The sequence below is a fragment of the Persicitalea sp. genome, from assembly GCF_041751555.1.
Classification (GTDB): Bacteria; Bacteroidota; Bacteroidia; order Cytophagales; family Spirosomataceae; genus Persicitalea.
In genome coordinates, this window is the sequence record NZ_JBGSXF010000500.1 from 1 (window position 1) to 21,352 (window position 21,352).

15 protein-coding genes are annotated in these 21,352 nt (G+C 53.4%); 7 read left to right on the forward strand and 8 right to left on the reverse strand.

Translation table 11 applies throughout. From position 1 onward, the window contains the following. The first annotated feature begins 357 nt into the window (after window positions 1-357). Entirely contained in the window at window positions 358-2,388 is a 2,031-nt protein-coding gene (nadE, locus tag ACEW8P_RS17650) for an NAD(+) synthase (RefSeq protein WP_373514395.1), read from the forward strand. 51 nt (window positions 2,389-2,439) lie between these two features. Here the strand turns inward: nadE and ACEW8P_RS17655 are convergent, their stop codons facing one another. After that, window positions 2,440-3,729 carry a sialidase family protein gene (locus tag ACEW8P_RS17655; protein WP_373514396.1) on the reverse strand — a complete coding sequence of 430 codons (1,290 nt, stop codon included), beginning with the start codon at window positions 3,727-3,729 and terminating at the stop codon, window positions 2,440-2,442. A 58-nt stretch (window positions 3,730-3,787) separates the two neighbouring features. On the opposite strand from ACEW8P_RS17655, the gene ACEW8P_RS17660 reads away from it, so the two are divergent. Then, window positions 3,788-5,572 (forward strand): CotH kinase family protein, encoded by a 1,785-nt coding sequence (locus ACEW8P_RS17660; protein ID WP_373514397.1) that lies wholly within the window; start codon window positions 3,788-3,790, stop codon window positions 5,570-5,572. Here ACEW8P_RS17660 and ACEW8P_RS17665 read toward each other — a convergent pair. Genes ACEW8P_RS17665 through ACEW8P_RS17675 form a run of 3 tightly spaced genes read right to left on the reverse strand, consistent with a single transcriptional unit; the run spans window position 5,569 to window position 9,110 of the window. Beyond that, window positions 5,569-7,416, reverse strand: a complete 1,848-nt coding sequence (locus tag ACEW8P_RS17665; protein WP_373514398.1) for a carboxypeptidase-like regulatory domain-containing protein — start codon at window positions 7,414-7,416, stop codon at window positions 5,569-5,571. The two genes, ACEW8P_RS17660 and ACEW8P_RS17665, sit on opposite strands and share 4 nt — an antisense overlap. 57 nt (window positions 7,417-7,473) lie before the next feature. Next, entirely contained in the window at window positions 7,474-8,487 is a 1,014-nt protein-coding gene (locus ACEW8P_RS17670; protein ID WP_373514399.1) for a FecR domain-containing protein, read from the reverse strand. Continuing rightward, window positions 8,484-9,110 (reverse strand): RNA polymerase sigma-70 factor, encoded by a 627-nt coding sequence (locus tag ACEW8P_RS17675; RefSeq protein WP_373514400.1) that lies wholly within the window; start codon window positions 9,108-9,110, stop codon window positions 8,484-8,486. Before ACEW8P_RS17675 ends, ACEW8P_RS17670 begins: the two co-directional genes overlap by 4 nt. 250 nt (window positions 9,111-9,360) lie before the next feature. Between ACEW8P_RS17675 and ACEW8P_RS17680 the strand changes: the two genes are divergently transcribed. Then, window positions 9,361-10,101, forward strand: coding sequence for a head GIN domain-containing protein (locus tag ACEW8P_RS17680; RefSeq protein WP_373514401.1), 741 nt, complete (start codon window positions 9,361-9,363; stop codon window positions 10,099-10,101). A gap of 73 nt (window positions 10,102-10,174) precedes the next feature. Here ACEW8P_RS17680 and ACEW8P_RS17685 read toward each other — a convergent pair whose 3' ends face one another. Continuing rightward, a complete protein-coding gene (locus ACEW8P_RS17685; protein WP_373514402.1) occupies window positions 10,175-10,927 on the reverse strand; it encodes a M15 family metallopeptidase in 753 nt (250 codons plus the stop codon). A gap of 160 nt (window positions 10,928-11,087) precedes the next feature. On the opposite strand from ACEW8P_RS17685, the gene ACEW8P_RS17690 reads away from it, so the two are divergent. Beyond that, window positions 11,088-11,738: a response regulator gene (locus ACEW8P_RS17690; protein WP_373514403.1), complete on the forward strand. Its 651-nt coding sequence runs from the start codon at window positions 11,088-11,090 to the stop codon at window positions 11,736-11,738. Between the two features lie 15 nt (window positions 11,739-11,753). On the opposite strand, the gene ACEW8P_RS17695 is transcribed toward ACEW8P_RS17690, so the two are convergent. Then, window positions 11,754-12,284, reverse strand: coding sequence for a hypothetical protein (locus ACEW8P_RS17695; RefSeq protein ID WP_373514404.1), 531 nt, complete (start codon window positions 12,282-12,284; stop codon window positions 11,754-11,756). Window positions 12,285-12,464: 180 nt separating this feature from the next. On the opposite strand from ACEW8P_RS17695, the gene ACEW8P_RS17700 reads away from it, so the two are divergent. From ACEW8P_RS17700 to ACEW8P_RS17710, 3 genes are all read left to right on the forward strand, one after another. Then, on the forward strand, window positions 12,465-13,976 hold the full coding sequence (locus ACEW8P_RS17700) for a M20/M25/M40 family metallo-hydrolase (protein WP_373514405.1): 1,512 nt from the start codon (window positions 12,465-12,467) through the stop codon (window positions 13,974-13,976). A gap of 25 nt (window positions 13,977-14,001) precedes the next feature. Beyond that, window positions 14,002-15,258, forward strand: a complete 1,257-nt coding sequence (locus ACEW8P_RS17705) for an aminotransferase class V-fold PLP-dependent enzyme (protein WP_373514406.1) — start codon at window positions 14,002-14,004, stop codon at window positions 15,256-15,258. Between the two features lie 141 nt (window positions 15,259-15,399). Further along, window positions 15,400-16,914, forward strand: coding sequence for a choice-of-anchor I family protein (locus ACEW8P_RS17710; RefSeq protein ID WP_373514407.1), 1,515 nt, complete (start codon window positions 15,400-15,402; stop codon window positions 16,912-16,914). A gap of 139 nt (window positions 16,915-17,053) precedes the next feature. Here ACEW8P_RS17710 and ACEW8P_RS17715 read toward each other — a convergent pair whose 3' ends face one another. Together ACEW8P_RS17715 and ACEW8P_RS17720 are read right to left on the reverse strand one after the other, a co-directional pair. Beyond that, on the reverse strand, window positions 17,054-18,868 hold the full coding sequence (locus tag ACEW8P_RS17715) for a nuclease domain-containing protein (RefSeq protein WP_373514408.1): 1,815 nt from the start codon (window positions 18,866-18,868) through the stop codon (window positions 17,054-17,056). Beyond that, complete coding sequence (locus tag ACEW8P_RS17720; RefSeq protein WP_373514409.1) at window positions 18,865-21,276, reverse strand: hypothetical protein; 2,412 nt, start codon at window positions 21,274-21,276, stop codon at window positions 18,865-18,867. Before ACEW8P_RS17720 ends, ACEW8P_RS17715 begins: the two co-directional genes overlap by 4 nt. Window positions 21,277-21,352 lie beyond the last annotated feature (76 nt).

Consider the following 21,352-nt stretch of genomic DNA (forward strand, 5'->3'; position numbering starts at 1 on the left):
GATTGTCATCCGACGTTCCAGGATGCGATGGAGACCCAGAAGGTCTGTCAGGCGGTGCTGGATTCGGCCGCTTCGCGGAGCTGGAAGGACACTGGGGTGGAAAGTGATATTAGCTAATACTAGTAAGTAGTTTTTAGTCTAATGATTGTACAGGAGCCGGGATTGATTCCCGGCTCCTTTTTTAATATTAAGACTATCGAACTATTGTTATTACAAGTGGTGCTTCTTTCCACTCATTGTTCTCATTACACAGTACCTTTGTAATAAGAACAGTTTCCGATGTTCATCGCTTTAATTGATCCCAAACAGGGATACCTGTTTTTTACTCATAACAATCATCCATTTTTCCATCAATAAATGCCCCGAATCAAAGTAGCCGCTGCCGTCCTCAACCAAACGCCGATGGCGTGGGAATCCAATACTAAAAATATCATCGACGCCATCGAAGAGGCACGTCGGCAGCAGGTCAGCTTATTGTGCTTGCCTGAGCTATGCATCACGGGCTACGGCTGCGAGGATTATTTCTTCGCCTATGATCTGGAAGAACAAGCGAAAAAATGCCTGCTCGAAATCGTCGGCCATACTGAGGGTATGATTGTCGCCATTGGGCTACCGCTGAGGCACAATAACCGACTTTACGACGTGGCCTGTCTGGTCGCTAATAAGCGGATTATGGGTTTTTGTGCCAAGCAGAATCTGGCCAACAACGGCATTCACTACGAAACGCGCTGGTTTCACCCCTGGCCGGCAGGCATTGTCGAGAAGACGAGAATCGACCACATCGACTACCCGATCGGCGATGTCATTTTCGATGTTTCGGGCGTCAGAGTTGCGTTCGAGATTTGTGAAGATGCCTGGGTGGCGCATCGGCCGGGACGACGGCACTACGAGCGCGGCGTGGACATTATGCTCAATCCCAGCGCGAGTCATTTTGGATTTTTCAAATTCGTGACCCGCGAGCGGTTCGTGATCGACGCCTCGCGGTCTTTCGGGTGCAGCTATATTTATACCAATATGCTGGGCAACGAGGCCGGACGGGCCGTGTACGACGGCGATGCCATGATCGCCTCCAATGGCGAATTCCTGCAGTCGAGCAATCGGTTCAGCTACGAAGATTTTCTGATTACCGCGGCCGTCATCGATACCGAGTACACGCGCCTCAGTCAGGTGCAGAACATCGCCGACCTACCCAAGGATAAGTTTTGGAAAGTACCTGGTACTTTTGACTTTCCTGACCTCGAACCCGTGCCCTTGCAAGAAGCTGACCTAGAAGCCTTCGAGGGCGGGGGGGCGTTGAAGGAGGAGGAGTTTGCCCGCGCGGTTTGCCTGGCTTTGTTCGACTACCTGCGCAAAAGTCGTTCGCAGGGCTTCACCGTGTCATTGTCGGGCGGGGCCGACTCAGCGGCCTGCGTGGCCTTGTGCGGACTGATGATCCGACTGGCTGAGGAGAGCATTGGGCTGGATCGCTTTAAGCATAAATTGGGCCACATCGAGAAAATTCAGAAGTGCGAGTCTGTCGAAGAAATCGCCAAAGAACTCATTCACACCATTTACCAGGAAACTGAAAATAGTTCGGAAGCGACGCTCGACTCGGCGCAGTCGCTGGCCGAATCCATCGGAGCGACTTTTTATAATATCGACATCAATGGTCTGGTCGAAACTTACACTGGACTGATTGAAGGGCAAATCGGTCGAGAACTGACTTGGGCACAAGACGACATCGCGCTGCAAAACATCCAGGCGCGGGTGCGTGCCCCGTCGGTTTGGCTACTCACTAATTTGACCAACCACCTGCTGCTTTCCACTTCCAACCGCTCGGAGGTGGCCGTCGGCTACGCCACGATGGATGGCGACACGGCGGGTAGTATCAGCCCGATTGCAGGCATCGATAAGTTTTATTTACGGAAATGGCTGGTTTGGCTCGAAAACGTGGGTTGCCACGTGCAGGGTAAGCACATCAAAATCGAGGGTTTGCAAAAGGTCAACAGCCTGCAACCCACCGCCGAACTACGCCCCACCAACCGCAAGCAAACCGACGAGGATGACCTGATGCCCTACGAGTTTCTGGACGCATTAGAAGAAAGCGGCATCCGTGATAAAAAACCGCCAGTGGAGTGCTACCGCATTGTACTTGTGGTGTTTAAAGACCGCTATACGCCCGCCCAAATGCTTACCTGGACGGAGCGATTTTTTAAATTGTGGAGTCGGAATCAGTGGAAGCGAGAACGCTACGCGCCTTCCTTTCACCTCGATGACCTCAGCCTTGATGCTCGTACCTGGTGCCGCTTCCCTATTCTGTCGGGCGGCTTCGAGCGAGAATTACAGGAACTCCGCGACTACGCGGCGGAGGAAAAAGGCATAAGCAAAGGGCGACGGATCGGGTTCTAGAATTAATGCCTTTTTGAGAGGGGCGGCCGTAGGCCGCGGGGTAGGTCAAAGCTACTTTTTCCTGAAGTTCTTAATTTTGTGAAAGGTCAAAAAATTGGCGTCGTGTCCTCGGTACGCCCCGCCTAGCCCATCGTCGTAGGCAGTTCTTGCTAAGAACAAAATGTCTTTGCCCGAAAACAACCAGTCCACGTACTGAAAGCCATGATAGGTCACTTCGGGATGAGAGAGCAAGGTTTTATGGAAATCCCAGGTTTGGAGATCAGATGAACTGAACAACGCCAGTGTGTTACGAATGCTAGCCGGGCTTTTGCCTTGGTTGGCTGCTTTCACATGGTCGGGAATATAGTTGCTAAGCGTCCAGTATCGTTTGGATTTTGGATCATAGCGAATCGTGAACTTCTTGCTCCCACCAGGAAAAGGCCTAAAATCCGCGTTGCGGTCGAAAGTAGCGGTTTTGCCATCCGCGCTTATGCGTACGAACGCCGCTTTTTCTTCCAAAGTACTGCGGTCGTCCACGCGCAGGACATCCCACATCTGGCCGTCTGGCCCTAGCACGGCGTTACCTTCCAGCCAGCCACCAAAATTCCCGTCCAGATACGTCGAGTCATAGCGCATGATGTTGGATGAAGTCCAGTTGGCTGCCACCATCGGGTCGGCATCCAACGGGATGGACATCATGAACGCGCTGTACCGCTTACCCCATACTTTGGGTGGCCCGTGAGCGTCCTCCATCGCCCGCCAAAGTCTGCCATCGTGCACCAAAAACGGCACTGGGGCGCAGTGGTATTCTCCCTCTTTCAAAAGTCCATTTTCGGCATCTGTTGGACTTGTCCAGCTTTCTCCGCCTTCGGTAGAGCGGCGAATGATAGTGTTGCCGTGATGGCGGTTGGTGCCAAAGAGATAGAGTTTGCCTTGGTGCACGAATAATTTGGACCAAAACTGCCCGTCGATCTCACTAATTTGCCGCCACGTTTTTCCTTTGTCCGAAGAGCGATAAATCCGCGAAACCGCCGAAGTGTGTTCGGTAGTGTTGGGACCAAAAAAGTCGTGTGATGCCACAAAATTACCATTGGGCAAAACTGCCAGACTAGGCGAGCCAATGTACTGCTTTGAAGAGGCCGGGCTGTGTGCCACGACTACCCCCGGAGCTAGCGAGAGATTGGGTGCCTGAGCGGAGCTGTCTTCGGAGAGAAGAGCGATCGTTAGCAAGACTAACAAGCCTTTTCTTAAAAAAAGGCTCCGCTCGATCATGAGGTGATCCCGGTGCTTAGTACTGTTATTAGGATTGTCCTCTCCATCTTTTACAACATTTTTTGACCGCTTGCTAAGAAAATTTTGCATTTTTAAAAAAAACAAAAGAGATTAGTAATCTGAGTCCCTCATCTTCGACCTTACTATCATGAAAGCCACACTTCTATTGCCTTTGGCAGCCTGTCTCTTCGTAGAAGTCACTGCTCAGTCGATTCCTACTTCTTCCAACCTACCCATTGTCATTATAAAAACTAACAGTCAGGCCATCGTGGACGAACCCAAGATCATGGCCGATATGGGGATTATCTACAATGGAAATGGAGTACGGAACAACGTCACCGATCCATTCAACCATTATGATGGAAAGATTGGCATAGAGATTCGGGGGAATTCCTCCCAACTTTCACCGAAAAAATCTTTTGGTTTTGAAACCAGAAATGCTGATAGTTCCAATCTTAACGTACCGTTGCTAGGTATGCCCTCCGAGAACGACTGGATATTCTTCAACACCTTCGGCGATGAGACTTATATGCGTGACGTACTATTGCACGCGCTGGCTAGAAAAACGGGCCGTTACTCCTCGCGCACCATATTTGTGGAAATGTTCGTGACCGCAGACGATAGTCTTCAATATGAAGACTATCGTGGTGTATATGTACTTATGGAAAAAATCAAACGAGACAAAAACCGGGTTGACATTTCCAATCTGGAGTACAAAGACAGTACCGGCAATGCCCTGACGGGCGGCTATATCGTGAAAATCGACCACCATGTGGGCAACCCCGGTCCTTACTGGGAATCGCAACAGCCAAACGAATGCGGTGATTTTCGAACTGATTTTGAACTTCATGAACCTGATGATGATGACGTTCATCCCAACCACTTGACCTATATACAGAAATACCTGGACGAATTTGAGACGGCCCTGAATGACCCAGCTTTCGCTGATTTGACCAAAGGCTATCGAAAGTACGCCGATGTACCAAGCTTTGTCGATTATTTTCTGCTTTCGGAGGTCATGCGTTCGGCGGATGCTTACAGCCACAGCACGTATATGTACAAAAATCGCGATAGTAAAGGCGGTAAACTGGTGATGGGACCTTTGTGGGACTACAACTCGTCCACGGGCAATACGCCTTACAACTTCTGCGCTGCCAATGACACCATCGGCTGGCAATACCAAAGCCAACGATTGTGTCGGGTGGATCGGAAACAACCTTTTTGGTGGAAACGGTTGCTTGACGATCCTGCGTACGTAGCTGCATTGCAAGTGCGGTGGGTCACACTGCGCTCCGACATTCTGAAAACTTCCAACGTCGTGGCGATGATTGACCAAAATGTTGGAATCGTTGCTGAGGCGCAGCCCCGCGATTACGAACGCTGGGACGTAGTGGGAGAGAGGGGGGACTTTGCTACGGAAATCGCTTACTTGAAAGAATGGCTAACCAGGCGCCTGGATTGGATGGATCGCAATGTGCCGTTTTTGGGAAACTACATTCAGACCTCCGCTGCTACGCCACCGCCCATCACCTGCGAACAGTCAGTAGAACTGGCTACCTACACAGGCAAACAACTCACCTACCAGTGGAAAATTAACGGAAACGATATCGCCGGGGCTACCGAGAGCATCATGACTGCCACGAGTCCGGGGGTTTACTCGGTGGAGGTAACCCTGGCGGGCGACTGCTACACCGAGACGCTGGCGACTAATCCTCTTGACCGGATAGTGAAGAGTACCCAAAACGGGGATTGGGATCAATTATCGACTTGGTCGTGCCAAACAGTACCCACCTCGCTGGATAGGGTCACTATTCGGTCGGGCCACGCTATTATCATTCCGCAGTCCGTTCAAGCTTTCGCGGCCAGTATCAGCTTAGAGATGGATGCCCGAATTGACCAACTGACCAATGCCAGTCTGATTTTGGGTAATTAGTAAGCTTGGCTCTGTCGATTGCACAGCCGCAGTCCCGCCTGAAAACCAATCCATCCGTAAGTACTTCCCTCCCCATTGTCGTCTGTGGAAACTGTGATCGATGGCAAACTCGACTGATTCCCCCGTAGCAACCCGGTGTAAGGCGAAAAGAGCAAATTAAGCGAAGGGCCTACCGTTAGCGCCAGACGCGGGCTGATTTTTCGCTCCAGGCTCAGCGACAGCCGTGTGTGTACCGCGTAAGGCGATTTAAAGAATTTTCGCTCCAGCGCCACACGGCTCGCCACAAAATTCAGATCGAGCATCGACTTTCGGTCGTCGCCCCGGCTGCGTCGCCCCAGGTAGCGGGCTGTACCGATCCCGTAGCCAATGCTACCCGGTGGTTTGTTAGGCAAAAAAACGTTGGTACCTAAGGTAAAAATATTATAAAATTTTCTGACCCCGGTTTTGAAAGTAATATTCCCGTAATTCAGCTCATCGGTGGTGAGTTCCAGTCGGCGGTAGCCGTTGATTCTCACAAAACTAAAATAGCCAAACGGTACTGTCGCCGACGAATCGGCGTAGTTGACGATGCCCACCTGATGACCGCTGCGCACCCGATTGGCGATGTTCATCGCCCCGAACAACTGCCAGCCTTCCAGTACGCCACCCGCCACGTTGACCCCGCCCAGTTGCGCCCCCTGAAAATTTCCGGCCGTTATGTTGAGCGCGGTGGCGGTCTGGAAGCCGACAAAATCCCCGATGACCAGATTAGCCACGCCCGCTGCCTGCACTCCCTTGACCTCTCGCCCCACCACGTTGGCGACGCCCGCTGCCTGAAAGCAGCACACGTCGCCCCGCACCAGGTTGAAACCCAGTCCTGCCTCGGCCATGTCCACGCCCAGCGAGTAACCCGCCAGCAGGTTGAGCGAAAAATCGTTGACCACGTTGCCGCTCAGCTCCCGGTTGGTACCGATGAATGGCATGAGCGACGCCTGAAAGGGACGGTGCAGTGAATCCTGAATATTCTCGACGTGTACCGCCTGCCGGGCCGTCGAAAGGGCGAACACCAGGCCGTCGCGCAGGTCTTTCAGGCTTTCAGCCAAAGAAGATTTCTCTTTGCGACGGATGGGGATGATGCTGTCCGGGTCGGTGGCTTCGGCGACCACGACTATGGGGATTTCGATCTGCGGACGACTGGAATCTTGCCTCAGTACGCTTCTCGGCGTACGGGGTGCAATTACTCTGATAGAATCTCGAATCGTAACAGTAGGTGGTGGAGTGGGCTGGAGCGTGTCCGGAGCCAGCGTGATTGGAAAGTAAGTGTTACTGCGCGAAAGAATTTCTACTGAACGCCCGGCGTAATCCTCTTTTCGTACTTCCAACCGTAGCTTTTCGGATTGGGCGGGTAGTTTTATCTTGTAATACCCGTACTTGTTGCTCACAGCGGAAGCCAGTGTCACAGGTTCATAGATACTGGCGTTGGGTAGTTTTTCGCCTGTCGTTTCGTCGATCACGTAGCCGTTGAGGTAAAAGGCTTCCGGCTTTTTCTCGGCTACTTCCGGGGCGCGTTGCAGGATGATGTACTTGCGCCGCTCCCTAAAAAGTACCTTCCCATCGAAAAGCACGTTCAGGATTTCCCGCACGCTTTGGTTGCTGGCGTTCAGTGATACGCGGCTGCCGACCGCGATGGCGTCGGGGCTATACGAAAAGCTGAACCCGCCTTTGGCGGCAATTTGACGCAGAACCTCGTCTATACGCTCGTTGCTCACGCGGAGGGTTATTTTGGTTTCCAGCGGAGAAGAGTTTTGGGCATGAACTTCTTTCGTCAGCACACAGCACAGCAGTACGAAAATAATTTGCTTCAAGGAGGGGAATATTTTCAAAACGTCGGGGACTTGAAGTAGTAATGACTGGCCTTAGCATCACCGACAGCCTGACCCGTCAAGTACATACGAGTCGCCCTGTCTCTTTACTTGCAGGGTCAGGGTTTCGGCGATGAGCGCGAGCGTCGCGTCGAGACTTTCGTTCTCGTAGCGGGCATTCAGGCGACAGTTAGCCAGGCGGTCGTCGGCGAGTGTTACCTCGGCGTGAAAGCCCCGGCTGAGCGCCAGCACCACTTCGGCGAGGGGCGTAGCCCGAAAGTCGAACACCCGAGTACCATAAACTGCTGCATTCGGGTTGGCAGAAAGGGTTCTGAATACTGTATCGGCCAGTACTTCCACGCCTTCGCCGGGCAACAACTCCATCACCTTTGCCGACTTGCGCACTTCAACTTTCCCGCTCTTTACATCTACCCGCACGGCTTGGTCGTACGCCTTCACGTTGAAAGACGTCCCCACAACCCTAATCTCGGTGCCGTTGGCCTTGATAACAAACGGGTGCGCAACATCGGGAGCCACATCGAAAAATGCCTCCCCGTCCAGACTGACGGTGCGTGTCTTTCCGGGTAGACCTTCGGCGAAAGTGAGCGTAGAGTTGTAGTTCAGAATTACTTTGGTGCTGTCGGGCAGAATCTTCTCGAAAGTATTTTCCCCGGTGGTTACTGACACCATCTGTGGGTTTTGCATTTTGTAAAAATAAAACCCACCGAACGCCAATGCCAGTAGCGCTACGGCTGCTGCGGCCCACATCGAGGGTAAGAGCCGAAGTTTCTGAGTGGGCAATGGCACAACCTCCCTTTCGGATTCCTCGACTATCTCGCCGCCGCGCATTTTAGCTCGCATTTTCTCCCAGGCCGCGTCAGTGTCGATAGGCATCTGCTGGCTGCCAATCATGCCACTACGCTCCCACAGTTTTCGATAGCCTTTCAGCTCATCCAAATTCTCCGGCGACGCATCGAGCCAAGCCTGCACCCGCTCGATTTCCTCGCGCGTCGCCGTGCTGGCCAGGTAGCGGGCCAGGAGATCGTCGGATAGGATGGGGGTAGAGTTTTTCAATGGACAGTTGACAGTTGACAGTTGACAATGGTCGAGAGCGAATCAATTACGCCATGAAAAACAATCGCGGCGATTATCGGCAGGTAGTCGGCTAATTCTTTCCGCATAATTTTCAGGGCTTTACCGATTTGATTTTCGATGGTTTTAACCGAAAGGCCCAGCTCGTCGGCGATTTCCTGGTACTTTAATTCTTCGAAGCGACTCATTCTGAACACCACTTGGCATTGCTCGGGTAGTTTGCTAACCGCCCGCTCGATGCGTTTTTCCAGTTCGCTGCCGTAAATCGCCTCCGTCACCGAATCGTGACTATCGGTCTCGAAGTGCAGCGAATAAGCGCGGTGCGTCTCGCGAACGCCGTAGTGCTTGATGCGGTTGAGACAGTGATTGTGAACGGCGCGGTAGAGGTATGCTTTCAGAGAAAGCGTGATTTCCAGGTTCTCCCGCTTCTCCCATACGCTCATGAACAGTCCTTGTGTCACTTCTTCAGCCTCGTCACTGTCTTTCAGCATGGTATTCGCGTAGCGGCACAGCGGCTCGTAATAGGTGCGGAACATCTGCTCGAAAGCGGATTCCTCACCCTGCCGGATGGCTTGCACGATTTCCGGGTCGGATAGCTGAACCAAGGCGATTGCTTTTGTTTTTGGCAAAAATAAGCAATCTGCCTCGGCTTCGACCCCCCGGTTGGTAAGAAAGGTAGCAGTCAAGTTTGTATTCCTTTTTTTCTGGGACAAGATGCCTATGCCCCGACCCCTACGCGCGGCGTGAGAAATTATTTTTATTATTTCTTCATAGGGGAAAACCAAAACCGGATTGTCACAGAATCGATTGACCGAATGTCATCTTGCCTTATCTTTCTACCATCTTCTATCAGCCATGAAAAAGTCATTCTCATCCCCAATTTTCAAAATTGCCCTCGTTCTGATGTTAGCGGGTGTCCTGCAATCCTGTATTTACATCAATACCCGCGACAACGACATCGCGCCCCGTGGCGTCGCAACCCGCGAGCTTAACCTGACTAATTTCGATCAGTTGGCGATGGGTAGTGCTTTCTCAATTCGGGTCAAGCAGGGCGCGAATTTTAGCATTGAGGCTACGGGCGAACTGAACGACCTTGATGATCTGGACGCCAGTATCAGCCGCTCGAATGTGCTGGAAATTAAGTACCGCAACAATTGGCGCAAAAACCGCGACCGCATGGACATCGACATCGTCATGCCCAGCCTGCGCGGGGTGGACTTCTCGGGGGCATCGGTTTCTACTATCGAAGGTTTCGAGAACGAACGAACCCTGGACTATCGCTTGTCGGGAGCTTCCAAGTCTACTTTTACTGGCTCGACTGAGCGGCTGAGTCTCAACCTTTCCGGGGCTTCCGAACTGATTCTGAACGGGAAGAGCGGCCTAGTGATTGGGGAGATTTCGGGAGCATCGCAGCTCTATGCATTTGACTTTCCATCTGATGAAGTTGACCTGAATCTCTCGGGAGCCAGCCGTGCTCGTGTGCGAGTAGCGAAGTTCCTGAAAGTGGACGCCAGCGGAGCCAGTAACGTGCGTTACAAAGGCGATCCTACTGTGGAGCAGCGCCTGTCCGGCGGCAGCAGCGTGTCCAAAGAGTAGCAAATGTGGTATGGGCTTCCAGCCCGTCTGCGCAATACTTCGCTTGACGGGCTGGAAGCCCGTACCACAACCATTACTTTATCATCCCGTACTTTGCCTTAGCATTCGCCCGCGACAGCCCGTCGTAGTGCCACCACTCGGTCGTATTCTGCCGGAACCCAGCCTGGGTCATGGCTCGTCGCAGAATCTGGCGGTTGGCCAGTTGCGCCTTGGTCAGTTTTCCTTGCGCCACCATCTGCGACTCCATGCGTGGGTAGGCCAGCGGGCCGAAAAAATCGTAAGGGGTTCCCATATCCAGCGGAACCCCTTTTTCGTTCGCTACCGTCAAGTCAATAGCACAACCAAAGTTATGGATCGAGCCGATTTTTGGGTTAGCGACGTATTGCGGCTTCTGCCGCTCGGGTACTTTGATTTCGTCCCATAGAATTTGCTGCACCGAGTTAGGCCGGGCGGCGTCGTAAATCAGCAGCCGGTAGCCGGGATTCGTTTTACGGAGCAAAGTACTGGCCCGCGCCAGCTTTTTGGCGACTTCCAGCTGGAGATAGGCATTCTCTAAATCGCCATAGACATCTTTTTTGACAAAATTGTCCGTTGTCGAGTACTTCAACTCTACCGAAATGGTAGAATCGATTGTCTGCACGTTTACCAGGCCTTGTTTGATCATCTGCCGTTCCAGCGCGGGAATTGGCCGGAGTTCCGGCACCGTATCGGCGACGGAAACGACCGTTTGCGTGAGGGTACCGGGACTTTGAGAATCTTTGGAAGAACTTTGACAAGCGAAGTTGCTCAGCAAGGCCAGGAAAAGAATCAAACCGTTTTTTTTCATCGAATCGTTGGTAATTATCTAGCCAATGGTTTTTTGCGTCGGCGCATTTCCAGTAAATTACCGCATAATCTTTCAAAAAGGAAAAAGAGCAGGTGACACAAGAAACTGGGTAAAATTGCTAATCTACCTACCTTCGTCCACTACTCAGCGATGAATTTTTATGAAAGAAATAAGCGTCTTACTCGCCGATGACCACGAAGTCGTATTGGATAGTCTTGCAATGATGATCGCATCGCTGGAAGGCGTGACGGTGCAGGCCACGGCTAAAAGCGGACAGGAGGCGTTCGACCAACTGACCCGCACCCCGGTGGACATCGTACTGTCCGATATGCACATGCCCGAACTGAACGGCATCGAGTTGGCGCTGCGGCTACGGGAGTATTTTCCCGACATAAAGCTGATTCTGCTGACGATGGAGGAAGAGCCGGAAACCATCCGTGCGGCCATGCAGGCGGGGGCGTGGGGCTACGTGCTGAAGCGAGCCACGAAGAAGGAACTCGAAAACGCCATATTTTCCGTGGCCGGCGGCACTCGGTATTTTACCGAGGAAGTCCACCAACAACTAGCCCAAATTGCCAACGAAAGTACCCTCAACGGCCACGAAACCCCCGAAAGCGTCTCGTCGCTCAGCAAGCGGGAAATCGAAATCATCCGGCTGATTGCTAGTGAGGCATCGACCCAGGAAATCGCCGATCAGTTGTTTATCTCGCCCAGTACCGTCGAGACGCACCGCCGCAATATTTTCAAAAAACTCGACATTCACTCCGTCGTGGCTTTGACGCGCTTCGCGATCAGTAACAAAATCGTGTAGCAACGGGTAACGAAACTACCAGGTACTTTGCTCAGGCAGTTTTCTGACCTTTATTACAAACTTGCTGGAAGTAACGATCTCGATTTCTACCAGATCATTTTCGGAAACTTCGGTGTACATCTCTTTCGCTATCGACGCCTTGGGTATCTTGTCTTTAAAATCCCAATCTAAAAACAGATAAAAGGACGGCGGGCCGTCTTGAACTGGCGGAGTCACGAACTTACGGACGATACGCGCCCGGCCTACGTGCTTGGTCCCCGTCGTGAGTGCCTTATCGACCCTCCGGGCAAAAAGGAACCAAAACAAGCCGATGCCTAGTAAAGCCATGATGGCGAAGCCGATACTCAGCATAATGCCCGTTTCGGAGCTGTCGGAAATGATGCGGTAGAAAATAAGGATCAGCATACAGACGGCCACCATTTTCATACCCGAACTGATTTTGGTCTTATTGGCGTGAAGGTAGGCGATGTCTTCCTCCGACAGGTGTACGATGCCGGATGGCTTGGGGTTCTCGGGCCGGGGGGGATTGGTTGGCGATGTTTCCATGGGTGAGGGTTTAGGGTTCTAGGAATGAAAAGTAGGGCTAATCCACTTTTTTACCAACTGGATTGTCAGGTAGTTAGTAAACGGTACTTGGCGAATAGTCACCCGGAGGCGATTGCTGAAAGGCCGTTGATTTTGCTCTAAAGACCTATCTTTACCAGCCGTTTTACACCTGAAAGTACCATGACAAGAAAAATTACAATCCTCCTCCTGTTCGTATTCACTCTGACCTCGCCCGCACTTTTTTCTCAAAGCATGACGAAGATGGAAATTGAGCAGAGTGCCACCAAGTACCTGAAAAACAGTCTGCTTGCTTTCCGAGAATTCTTGGCTCTGCCCAACGATGGAAAGTACCCTGAACAAATCGAAACCAACCTGAAATGGTGTGAGAAGGCTTTCACCGACCTCGGCTTTGAAACCCGAAAGATCGTTTCCCAGGGTGTCCCGCACCTTTACGCCCAGAAAATAATCGACCCCAAAAAGAAGAACGTGCTGTTTTATTTGCAAATAGACGGACAGCCCGTGGACTCGTCGGCATGGCATCAAATGAGTCCGTTTCAAGCCGTTATAAAGGATAAAAACGGTAAGCCCGTCGATTGGAAATCGCTGGACACGGCCATCGACCCTGATTACAAAATCTTCGCTCGCTCGGCCTCCGATTCAAAAGGCCCGGCTTCCTGCTTCATGACGGCTCTGAAAATCATGCAGGACAAGCAGGTCGCGGCGGATTTCAACATCAAGGTCATCATGGATTTTCAGGAAGAAATGAGTTCGCCGACCATCGCCCAACTCGTGCAGGATCACCGCGATCTGCTGGCCGCCGATCGCCTGCTCATCATGGACGGGACGCGCCACATCTCCAACCTGCCCACGCTCACATTCGGGGCGCGGGGGATCTCTACCATCACGCTGACGGTCTTTGGCGCGAAGGAAAATCTGCACAGCGGCCAGTACGGCAACTATGCCCCGAACCCCGCCTTCGCCCTGGCGCGAATCCTAGCCAGCATGAAGGACAAAGACGGACGGGTACTGATCGACGGTTTCTACGATGGAATCAATATTTCGGAAGCAGACAAGAAAATCTTCGCCGCCATCCCTGAAGACCTGCCGGAACTCGATCAGCGGCTGGGCATCAGCCAGGCCGAAAAAGTGGGCGTAACCTACGAAGAATCCATGCAGTTCCCGAGTCTGAACGTGCGCGGGATGCGGGCGGGCTGGGTAGGGAAGGAGGTCAGGACGATCATTCCGTCCACGGCCGTGGCCGAGATTGACATCCGGCTGGTACCCGAAACCGAAGGGCAGCGCATGGTGAATTTGGTAAGAAAGCACATTGAATCCCAGGGCGTCACACTCACAGACGCCGACCCCACCCACGGCGAGCGAGCAAAGTACCCCCTGCTGGCTAGCTTCGACTACCGCATCGGCACGAAACCTTTCCGCACCGACATTGACTCCGACATTGGGCATTGGCTGGACAAAGCCATGACGCGGGCCGTGGACAAGCACGTGAATATCCGCGCTACGGGTGGCTCGCAGCCGATGGCGACTTTCATCGAAACGCTCGATTTGCCCGCTGTCTCCATCCGCATTCCCAATCCCGATAATAACATCCACGGCCCGAACGAAAATATCCGCATCGGGAATTTTCGGGAAGGGATTAAGATGTGTTTGGCTGTGTTGACGGAGAAGCTTTGAAACATTATAATTTTTAGAAAAACCCATGCAACACCTCGACCTCGATTTCGTCCGCCAACAATTCCCCATGTTCCAAACTGAACTGGGCCAAAAAATCGGCTTTCTAGACAATGCGGGCGGTAGCTACGTGGCCGGAGCGGTCATTGACCGCCTGACGGATTTTTACACCAATTACAAAGTGCAGCCCTACGGGGCCAACCCCATTTCCAACCGGGCGGGTGAAGCGATGGAGCTGGGGCGGCGCACGATGGCTGAACTGCTGAACGTGTCGGCGGATTTGATCACGCTCGGCGCTTCCTCCACGCAGTGTTTCAATACGTTGTCCATCGCCTGTACGCCTTTGGTGGCGAAGGGACGGTCGGCCGCTGCCGGTGAAGTCATCGTCTCAGAGCAGGATCACGAATCCAACATCGGCGGTTGGGAACGCCTTTGCCAGCAGCAAGGCGCGACGCTAAAAATCTGGCCAGTCGATCCCGAAAGCGGGGAGTTGGCTTTGGAAGATTTGGAAAAATTGCTGAGCAACAAAACGGCCATCGTCGCTGTGACGCACAGTTCCAATATCATCGGCACAATCAACCCGATCAACGAAATCGCGGCACTAGTGCATGGCGTAAATGCCAAACTCGTCGTGGACGGCGTGTCGTACGCCCCGCACGCGTGGCCTAACCTCGATGTGCTGGATGCGGATGCCTACGTATTTAGCACCTACAAAACTTACGGCACTCACCTGGGCGTGATGGTAGTGCGGGAGGATTTTTTGCAAGAACTGGCCCCGCAGTGCCATTTCTTCAATATGCCTTACCCCAACAAACGTCTGGATTCCGCCGGGCCTGATCACGCCGCCATCGCCGCGCTGGCGGGTATCGGCGACTACTTCGCTGCGCTGCACGACCATCATTTTGCAGGAAAAAAAGGTCTGCCGCTGCATCGCAAAGCCCGCGCCGTGGCGGCCTTGATGAACCAGCACGAGAACGAACTCTGCGCTTATCTGCTGGAAAACCTAAACGACCTGCCTGTACGGATTTTTGGCCGTAAAACCATCGAACAACGTGAAGCTAACATCGCGCTTTCTTCTCCCAAAATCTCTTCCAAAGCCCTCGCCGACGGACTAGCCGAGTACGACATCGCGGCCAAAAATGGCCATTTTTATGCCTACCGTTTGCTACAAGCGATGGGCGTAGCGGACATGAATGATGGGGTGCTGCGGATCAGTTTGTCGCACTATAATTCGCTGGAGGAAGTGGAGCGGTGCGTGGCGGGGCTGCGGGCGATGCTGGGCTGAGTTTAAATGACTGAATGGTAGTTTTTAGTAAATTATCTCATTGTTAAGTACTTATTACGAAACTGTTAAGTCTGAGACGGAAGTTTCCGAAACAGGGTTGAAATGCGGTAATTCGGCGTTTTCACCAACTCACCCATTTTCATGCACTACCCCAAGTCCCTTTTAGGCATTGCCATTCTGGCTCTGTTAGCCAGTTCCTGCATCAAAGACCACGACATTCAAAACCCTGCTCCCGGCGAAGACGCCGCGACCTTTAAAGAGGTGGCGCAAATCGACTTAGGCGAGTCAGGTGCCTCCGAAATCTCGGCCTACGACCCTACGACCAAGCGGCTTTTCACGGTCAACAATGCCGACAAAGCCCTGATCGATGTCCTGGATTTGTCGGCCTTCCCGACGGTAACGAAGTTGCAGTCCATCGACGAGTCGGCGCTGGGTGGCGTGGCCAACAGCGTGGCTGTTTCGGATGGTAAGCTGGCCATTGCGCTGGAAGCCACCAACAAGCAGGCCAACGGCAGCGTTATTGTCGTCAACACCAGCACTTTGGGGCAAATCAAGCAAATTGCCGTGGGAGCCTTGCCCGACATGGTTATTTTCAGTCCCGATGGCAAGTACATCGTCACGGCCAACGAGGGCGAGCCGAATTCGGATTATTCCGTCGATCCCGAAGGCTCGGTTTCTATCATCAATGTCACGGACAATTACAGCGTTAGGACGCTGACATTTGGTGCCTTCGCGGGTTCGGTGGCGCAGTTGGCGCAGGAAGGGTTCCGCATTTTTGGCCCAAAGGCGACCTTCGCCCAGGATGTCGAACCCGAGTACGTGGCCATTTCCGACGACTCGAAGAAGGCCTTCGTGACTTTGCAGGAAAACAACGGCGTGGCCGAAGTCGATATAATTAGCGGCACGATTACGAAACTGCACGGACTGGGTACTAAGGATTACAGCCTCACCGCCAACGGCATCGACCCCAGCGACAGGGACAACAAAATCGAGTTGGGCCCCTGGCCCGTTCGGTCGTTTTACCAGCCGGATGGCATTACCTACTTCACTCACAACGGATTATCGTACCTCATCACGGCCAACGAGGGCGACGCCCGGGATTACAGCACCTTTGCGGAGGAAGCCAGGATCGGTTCTTCCAGCGTCAAACTGGACCCGACCGCTTTCCCCGATGCCGCTACGCTGAAAAAGAACGAAAACCTGGGCCGCCTGAAAATCACGAACACGCTGGGCGACACGGACGGCGACGGCGACTACGACATTCTGTACGGCTTCGGCGGACGTGGCTTCAGCATCATCAATGCGGCCAATTTCCAGTTGGTGTACGAACCCGGCAAAACCTTGGAAGAAGAGGTCATCAGGGCGGGCAGCTACGACGACGACCGCTCCGACGACAAAGGCGTGGAGCCGGAAAACGTGACGGTGGGCATGGTCGGCGGCAAGCCCATTGCCTTCATCGCCTTGGAACGCGCCAACGCCGTGGCCTTGTACGACCTGACTAACCCGATCATCCCGCGCTTCCTGAAAATTTTGAAAGTCGGCATCGGCCCCGAGGGAATTGCGTTTGTATCCGCAGATAAAAGCCCCAATAAGAAAAGTCTGCTCGTTGTCAGCAACGAGGTGGATGGAACAGTAAGGTTTTATCAGCCGGATTGAGGTCTGTTTTTCGATGTTTTTAATAAAATTTGAACGCCGCAAGCGGGGGGGGATTTTTCCTGCTTGCGGCTTTTTTCGTGCATTCGCGTTCATTTAGACGCGGATTGCTTTCGCCTGAGAGACGCGATTTATCGCGTCTCTACTCCGTAATCTCGAAGATTCGTTGTATCACTTCATTCAGCTGATTCTGCGCTTTGGCTCCCGTTGGCACTTCGATGCGGCCGATGGCGGGTAGCATCGGCTTATCGTCGAACCAGCGGTAGGGCCTTTGGTGCCACGACTCTACCGCGTGCTGACCTGCGTCCTCGGGGTGCAGCAGGAACAGGCCCCGGATGCGCGCGTCGCCCCCGCCTCGGCGACTGATGCCGTGCAGGTACTTGGGAATGATCGACTTGTAGGTGAAACGCCGGATGGTTTCGACGGTCTGGTACTTGGCGTCGAAAACAATGAGTTCGCTTTGTTTCGCTTCCTCGCGGCGGTATTCGATGATGAAGTCTGGTTTTAAAGCCCGCTTACTCTGCGAATAGAGCGCCGTTTGGTGCGTATCGGGCAGGCGTTCGTAGTAGAGCGTCAGGTGCAGCCCGTCGTGTGGGGCGAAATGGTAAGCGCCCGTGTACGCCTCGTCTTCTTCCAGAATACCCCGAGACGGCTGGTCGGCCGGGGCGTGGAGGAGCGGGAAACCCATCTTCTCAATCGCCTCGATCATTTGAAATAAGCAGTACAACTCGTACAGCTTGTCCATCGAGCGCGTCCCGGAAAACAACTCCTGCGCCCCCGACTGCAAATCCTTGTCGCGGCTGAACCATTCCTGAATCGGATCGAGCAGGGCGCGGTAGTGTTCGCGGGTCTCGAAGCCCTCGGCGCGGGCCGGAAACTCCGGGCGAGGGAACGAAACCGGGAGGTAAAGCTGAAAAAAGTGCAGGGCGGTTTCGGTTTGTTCGATCACCGCGCCGCAGTCATTGAGCAGCTTGCGGTAGTAGCGCAGCAGTTGGCGGCTGGGAAGGCCGCCCCGCTGGCTGACTTCCCAGGTCAGTTGCTCCACTTTTTTGTGCAGCTGACGGCGGCGACTCGTACAGTACTCGCGGATGCTTTCGAGGTAGCCGTGGACGATCTGGTTTTCGTAGATATCCGTGTTCTCCCGCAGGTATTCGACCTGCACCTCCGACATATTGAACAGCCGATTGCCGACGCGCAGATTGGCGGTAGCCGGATTGTTGGTGCGTTCCAGGGCCGAAAGGTTGTCCATCAGCCAGTACAGCGAGGCGTCGGTGGTCTCGATGTCTTCCGACCACGGTACCACTTCTTGCTGCGGCGTAAGCCGCGAGCGTGGCGCGAGGCGAAACAACGGCAGTTGTCGATTCAGCTTTTCCAGGTCGGTATGCAGCTTTTTGAGCATCCAGAACAGGTGCTGCCGCTCGATGGGTACACCCGTGTTGCGCGACTTTACCAGCGAAAAGGGCTGCCAGTAATCCACCCCTTTTTCCAACAAATAATCGAAAATGTGATTGACCTCACCCGGCCTGATTTTGCTGGGCAATACCTCGAAACTACCCAGCCGCCTGGGTTCGCCCTCGCCGTCTTCCACGGCTACCTCACAGCTACCGAAGAGATTGAGAAATATCTTGCCGTATTGCACCCGCTGCCGCTGACCGGGAATCAGTTCCACCTCAGCCGAAGTGCGGCGCTCGTCTTCGTCTTCCAACTCCACGTAGCGCAGGCACTCGTACAGGTGTCGTCCGTCTGGCGCCACGGCCAGCAGCGACAGCTCGTACGACACCTCCGAGAGCCACACCAGCGCGTTGGGCGGCAGCATTTCGGAACTCTCGAAAAGAAAAGCCACGAAGTCATTTTCGCTGATTTCCGGCGGCGCGTCCGCCGATTTCTCGACCAACTGAAATGACTTTTCCTGGCTGTATCGCTCCGATTTATGAAGTACCGTGGCGTTGACGATCATACGAAAAAGCGGTAGTTGTAGTAATTAGCGTCGCCGTTGCGGATGATGCGCCGCAGGCTCAGGGCCGAGCTGGGCAGGAACTGGTCGATAAGGTCGTGCAAATCGTTGAGCCGCTTGCCGAACTTCTCGCCGCGTCCGGCGATGAGCGGCAGGATTTGTTGGTTAAAAGCGTAGTCGAAGGCATTTTGGGCGTTGCCGTTGTCCTCCATCACCTGTTGCGCAATGGCGCAGTACTTGCTCACGTCGCGCTGCTTGCGGGGGTTGATGATAATCGGAAGACCGTCCTCCTCGTTCTCGAGCAATTCCCTGATTTCGTTGAAAAGATTCAGTGAATTACTCGCCATTTCGTAGCTGCCCTCGCTGGGGTTGAGCATCTCTTCCAGTTGCTCGGTGGAGTAGTAGTCGGTGACCGATGGCAGCGTGACGGGCTTCTCCACCCGAATCGTGTCTTTGGGCGCGGTCAAGCGCACCACGGCCACGCGGTCGAGCAGGCGCGGCGAGAGGGGTTCGGTGGTATGATCGTAGTTGATGGTAGCGATAAAGCGCAGGCCCTGACCCAGGCGGAGTTCGTCGAGGTTGCTGGCGTTAGGGATGCGCAGCACCCGCTCGGAGTCGGGGTCGGTGAAGCGCATGAAGTCAGACCAGTAATGCTCCATCGGGCTGAGGTTGGCCTCATCGAGCAGCACCCAGTAAGGAATGTCCAGCCCCCGGCGCGTCCCGGCGTCGCAGCTTTTCAACACGTCGAAAAGTCCGGTGCGGGCTTGTTGGAAATGGTTACTGATGGCGTTGTAGTAACCGATGAAATCGCGCTGCGAGGTCCAGCCCCGCGCCGTGGAAATAGCCAGGAAGCGCTCTTTCAGGCCAGCCGCCGCCGCCAGCTTGGTTACGAGCGAGGTTTTGCCCACGCCCGGCAGCCCGGCGAACACGGTCAGGAAATTCTGATTGATGGTGATGAAGTAATTGGCCAGGTCATTGAACTCGATCCGGCGGTCGAGCCTGTCGAGATTCTCCCTTATTTCCTGCAAATACTCCCGCAAGGGCGGCACATCTTCTTTCAGTTTCAGCGCGTCCAGCGCTTCCCGAATGTTGTTTTGTTCCGTCTCCCCAGTGGTGGAAGGTACAATGCCGTTGACCCAGTCGATGTACGGTTTTACTTCAAAAAACTTGGAGCGTACTTCCTCGGTATTGCTAAAATGCTCCTTCAATTCTACGAGACTTTTTTCTAACCCTGCTTTTAATTCTTCTTTGAGCCTTAACTCCCGCGTACTTTCGGCGAGTAGCTTTTTCTTCCTCTCGCGATCTTTCTCCAACTGCTGAATTTGCGCTTCGAGCGAGCGGGCCGAGGCGTACTTGAGGCGAAGGTTTCCGTCGTTCAGTAGTTCGTTGATGAGCCGCTGCTGGGGAGCGGGCAGGGTCGTTAGCCGTTCGTCAAGAGCCACGCCGCCCGGCTGCTGTCGTAATTGTTCCAACTCTTCCCGTAGCCGCTTCAACTCGCCGCTTTGTTCGGCGTTGGGCTGTTCATTAATTCTCAAATAATCCTCGACCTTCTTCTTGCCGATCGGGTTTTCTTCCAAATATTGAGAAATAAAAACGGGCAGCCGCTTGGAAAACCATTCGTCGGAATTACCCAACAAAGACTTCAACCGATTCAGCTTGGCCTGCTCGACGGGCGACGGGTTGGTAGCTGAACTAAGGGTTTTGCCTAATTGCCGGATGTCGTTGACGGTAGATAAATCGGTGATATTTTTGGCCCAATCCAGCAGGTCGGTCGGGGAACCGTAGTAGATGCTTTCCTTAGGCACCCGTTGGTCTTCCAGTAGTTCGCTTACGCTAATCAGATAGTAAAAACTACCATCCTGGTGGACATGGTGGTGCTTTTCGGCGTCGTTGACATTGATTTTAAAAATACAATAGTCAAGACCCGGCTCGGCCCGCAGGAGCAGATTTACGCCGTCTTCTTCGTCTATTTTTCTAGAACTAAAATTAAAGGGGCCATAGATAAAATCGCCCATTCGGATAAATACATCGTTTAGCGGATCGACGGTTTGCCAAATCCAGTACTCCTGTTCTGGATCAAACGGACGGCCCGAATCGAGGATACGGCAGAACTCGCTGTTATTCGGGGCCAAGGCATTTTCGCCCGTACCCGTGAACAATGAACTACCGTCATACTCGGGATTATGCGAAGCATTTTGTTCATAGGTTTGGATAAAAAGCTCGTTATCAGCGTAACCCTCGTTGAGCGCGACGTAATCACGGTGAATAAAAATGCATTCATTGTTAGGGAAATCTTTTTTTAAATCTTCTACCCGAACCCAGCGGTCTTCGCGTTCGACGAAGACGGGCGTTAAGTACCCGAGGTGGGGGTTGGAATAATGCGATCGGTTTTTCTTTACTACGGCTCTCATATTTTAGTTTACAGTTGACACCGCGGGGCGCCCCGTGGCGGTCGCCGATGCGATTGATAGTTGCGCAGGAAATGCG

Bases quoted from the DNA above. Each gene is read 5' to 3' on its own strand.
- nadE (WP_373514395.1), top strand. From the start codon at position 358: ATGCCCCGAATCAAAGTAGCCGCTGCCGTCCTCAACCAAACGCCGATG.
- ACEW8P_RS17655 (WP_373514396.1), bottom strand. From the start codon at position 3,729: ATGCAAAATTTTCTTAGCAAGCGGTCAAAAAATGTTGTAAAAGATGGA.
- ACEW8P_RS17660 (WP_373514397.1), top strand. From the start codon at position 3,788: ATGAAAGCCACACTTCTATTGCCTTTGGCAGCCTGTCTCTTCGTAGAA.
- ACEW8P_RS17680 (WP_373514401.1), top strand. From the start codon at position 9,361: ATGAAAAAGTCATTCTCATCCCCAATTTTCAAAATTGCCCTCGTTCTG.
- ACEW8P_RS17685 (WP_373514402.1), bottom strand. From the start codon at position 10,927: ATGAAAAAAAACGGTTTGATTCTTTTCCTGGCCTTGCTGAGCAACTTC.
- ACEW8P_RS17690 (WP_373514403.1), top strand. From the start codon at position 11,088: ATGAAAGAAATAAGCGTCTTACTCGCCGATGACCACGAAGTCGTATTG.
- ACEW8P_RS17695 (WP_373514404.1), bottom strand. From the start codon at position 12,284: ATGGAAACATCGCCAACCAATCCCCCCCGGCCCGAGAACCCCAAGCCA.
- ACEW8P_RS17700 (WP_373514405.1), top strand. From the start codon at position 12,465: ATGACAAGAAAAATTACAATCCTCCTCCTGTTCGTATTCACTCTGACC.
- ACEW8P_RS17705 (WP_373514406.1), top strand. From the start codon at position 14,002: ATGCAACACCTCGACCTCGATTTCGTCCGCCAACAATTCCCCATGTTC.
- ACEW8P_RS17710 (WP_373514407.1), top strand. From the start codon at position 15,400: ATGCACTACCCCAAGTCCCTTTTAGGCATTGCCATTCTGGCTCTGTTA.
- ACEW8P_RS17715 (WP_373514408.1), bottom strand. From the start codon at position 18,868: ATGATCGTCAACGCCACGGTACTTCATAAATCGGAGCGATACAGCCAG.
- ACEW8P_RS17720 (WP_373514409.1), bottom strand. From the start codon at position 21,276: ATGAGAGCCGTAGTAAAGAAAAACCGATCGCATTATTCCAACCCCCAC.